Source organism: Sutterella seckii (assembly GCF_009183815.1).
Taxonomy (GTDB): Bacteria; Pseudomonadota; Gammaproteobacteria; order Burkholderiales; family Burkholderiaceae_F; genus Sutterella; species Sutterella seckii.
The window spans coordinates 1-3,338 of sequence record NZ_WEHX01000148.1 but is presented as its reverse complement, the minus strand read 5'-3'; the positions used below and the strand labels follow the sequence as shown (position 1 = coordinate 3,338).

Here is a 3,338-nt window from a genome sequence, read left to right as displayed (position 1 = left end):
CCGCAGCGCCCAAGGCTGCGGCTCCGGCTCCGAAGGCCGCTCCCGCTGCTCCTGCGGCTTCTGCTGCTCCCGTGAAGGAAGCTCCTGCTCCGAAAGCCGCCGCTCCGGCCGTGAAGACGGCGTCTGAAGTGAAGCCTGCCGTGGTGAAGACTCCGGCCTGATTCCGGCGAAGCTGAATGCGTTTTCCTTCCGTCTGCAGGGATGCAGACGGAAGACAAAAGCGCAAAAAAATGTCCCGCTCGATTCTTTCGGACGGGACATTTTCTTTTTCACTGCCGCGCTTTCGTTCAATGGATCGCGAAGAACGCCTTGAAGTTCTTGAGGTAGAGAACGAAGACGTAGAGGATGACGACCGCAGCGACGGCAAGCTCGAAGTGGGCGAGCCAGCGCAGTTCGCTCACATACTCTCCCATTCCGTTGAAGGTCCCCATCAGGGCGGCGAGCTTGTAGAGCGCCGTGGCGCCGATCGCCATCGGGAACGTGAAGGCCGCGTAGCCGGGCGAGAACTGCAGCCTCAGGAGGTGCCAGAACGCGAAGTAGATCGCAAAGGTCATCAGGATGGCGATGCCGAAGAGAAGCGCTACGAGGAGAAGGTGCGGTTCCGTTGAGACGGAGAGGTAGCCCGCGAGCGAGAGCGAAGCCGGAGCCGCCATGATGGCGATCGTGGGCTTGGCGGCGTTGGCGACCTGCGGGAGGAAGATGAGGCGGTAGAGCATCGTCGGGAGCATGATCGCGTAGGAAACGAGGCCGACGACCAGGAGAACCTGGGCGAGCGGCAGAAGCTCCGGAACGCCCGGGAAGGACACGTCGGCGACGATGATGCCGACGGGCGGCACGAACCAGGAGGGCACCATCTTTTCCATCACGTTGTCGTGGAAGCGGAACCAGGCGAAGAAGATGAGTGCGAGGAGGTGCAGCAGAACGGCGACGAGCCAGAGGCCGACGGCGAATTTTGGAAGCGCATCGAGAAGCGCGCGGGAAATCACCATGAGCGCCATCGCGAAGGTGGGCACGATGGATCCGACCACCGGGTGCTTCAGGTCAGCCCAGAGCGTATCGGCATGAAGCGCAAAGCGGCAGACGAGAAGGAAGAGGAGCGAGGACGCAATGACCGCCCCGGCAATCTGTCCCCAGCCATGAAGGGGAAGCGCATTTTCCAGACACCAGCCCAGGCTGGCGATGCCGAGAGCAAGCCCGGCCATGGGAGTGGGGAGACTGCGAAACCGTGAGGGAAAAGCCTTGAGCATGGATGGAGAGAAGCGGAGTGGCGAACAAATGGAACGCGCGTTTGGCGCACAAAGCCTGAAGAGTAGAACAACGGCCGCTCAGTTGTAAAGTAAATTCGAACAAAATAGGTAAAATTGTTCGATAAAATTAACTTGCCTTTTCTTGCCTGATCGCTGTCGAAAGCTTTCAGGCGATGCAGAGAAAAGCGCCGGGTTTGCTAACATCCAAAGACCGCTTTCCGGAGAGGCTCTTCGGCGAGAGGCCGCATCAAGGGAGGGATTCATTCGTGGTACCCATCACGCTCAGACAGCTTCAGGTTTTCCTTGCCATTGCCAAGGCCGAGAACATCGGCGCGGCGGCAGAGTACCTCTCCATGAGCAAGAGTGCGGTTTCGCAGGCGCTCTCCGAGCTTGAGGCCAGGCTCGGCGTGCAGCTCTTCGACCGCAACCGCGGACGAATCTTCCTCACGCCCGAAGGGCGCCGCATGATGCCTCAGGCCGACGAGATGGTCCACCGCGCCGACGACATTTCGGACCTCTTCAGAAAGAGCCGCCGCTACTGCCAGTTCCGCGTGGGCTGCACGCGCACGATCGGCACCTTCATGATTGCGGATCTCCTGAGAAGCTTTCGCGACGCGCACGGGTGGACCCCCGCCGCCGTCATCGCCAATACGCGGATCATTGCGGAAAAGCTCTCCCGCTTTGAACTTGACGTCGCGCTGATTGAAGGTCCCGTCACGGACACGGATCTCGTGACCACGCCCTGGATGACGGACGAAATGGTCGTGGTGGCGCCGAAGGATCATCCCCTCACCGGGCGCCCGGTGAGCTACCAGGAACTTGAAACCGCTTCCTGGATTCTTCGCGAAAAGGGATCCTCCACGCGCGACTTCTTTGAAACTCAGGTCCGCCAGCGTCTGAGGCGCGTTGAAGTGATTGCCGAACTCAACAGCTTCGACGCCATTCTGCGCACGGTCCTCCTCGGCCTCGGACTGACTTACATGTCCCGCCAGGTGCTCAACGACCCCTATTACGGGCGCTTCGTCGCGCAGGTGCAGCTGCCCGAACGCTTCCACCGGCAGCTCACCTTCTGCCACGAGCGCGACAAATATCTCTCGAACGACATCGAGGCCTGGATGGAGCACTGCCGCAGCTACGCGCGCCTGATGGAAAGGCGCGAGGCGGAGGCTCAGCGGCTTGTGGAAGGCGGCATCTGATTCGGATTCTTTAAAGGCTTCTTTGCCTCAGGTTTTCTCTGCATGCATTTCTGAAAGGACATCACATGACGAAGTTCATCGACATTCCCGAACACCTCCGCTCCATCAGCGTCGACAGCGCCTACGGACTCATGAATATCGGCGCAACGGCCGTTATTTCCGCCGCGAATAAGGGCGATGAGGACGCCATGACGGCGGCCTGGAACTGCGCGCTCGACCTCAACCCCACGAAGGTGACGGTGGTTCTTTCGCGCGAGCACTACACCCGCAAGCTCCTCGAGGCGAGCGGCTTCTTTGCGATCAGCTTGGTCTCCCGCGCGAATGTGGAATCCGCTCAGTATCTGGGTTCCGTTTCGAAGAACGACGACAAGGAAAAGCTCGACAAGTGCCCGGGCCGGTTCTTCAGGGCTCCCGGCTGCGACATTCCGCTGATCGAAGGGTCGCCTGCCTACTTCATCTGCAAGGTGATTCCGGAAGAGCGCATTGCGAAAACGTACGACCTCTTCCTTGCCGAAGTCGTTGCCTGCTATGCCGACGACCGCGTCGCAACGGAGGGCGGTGACTGGCGCTTCGAATCTGCCGACCCGTCGCTTCGCACCGTGCATGCGGCCAGTCACGGACGGTTCTACGCTATCGGCGATCTGATCGACCTCAATCGATAATTTTCTGAAGAACTGAAGAAAGGCGCTCCTTGATGGGCGCCTTTTTTATGCCTATGGCTGAATTTTCTCAGGTATTCATTGAGATCGACTTTTCTTGCTTGCAACATAATCCAACTTAACATACAGCCGCTGTATGTTATTAACAAAGGTATTTAATAGTTGACGGATGGTGCTGTGTGGCGCTTGGGGTCAGGCCGCCTGTGCATAGAGGGTACTCTCATTCGTAAAACAGG

At 59.1% G+C, this 3,338-nt stretch carries 3 protein-coding genes; 2 read left to right on the top strand and 1 reads right to left on the bottom strand.

Going from position 1 to position 3,338, the window contains the following annotated elements; translation table 11 throughout:
* Positions 1-287: 287 nt before the first annotated feature.
* Complete coding sequence (locus tag GBM95_RS11350) at positions 288-1,202, bottom strand: TDT family transporter (RefSeq protein WP_226963305.1); 915 nt, start codon at positions 1,200-1,202, stop codon at positions 288-290.
* Between the two features lie 311 nt (positions 1,203-1,513).
* On the opposite strand from GBM95_RS11350, the gene GBM95_RS11345 reads away from it, so the two are divergent.
* Entirely contained in the window at positions 1,514-2,443 is a 930-nt protein-coding gene (locus GBM95_RS11345; RefSeq protein WP_226963304.1) for a LysR substrate-binding domain-containing protein, read from the top strand.
* A 65-nt stretch (positions 2,444-2,508) separates the two neighbouring features.
* Complete coding sequence (locus GBM95_RS11340) at positions 2,509-3,105, top strand: flavin reductase family protein (RefSeq protein ID WP_152159196.1); 597 nt, start codon at positions 2,509-2,511, stop codon at positions 3,103-3,105.
* Positions 3,106-3,338 lie beyond the last annotated feature (233 nt).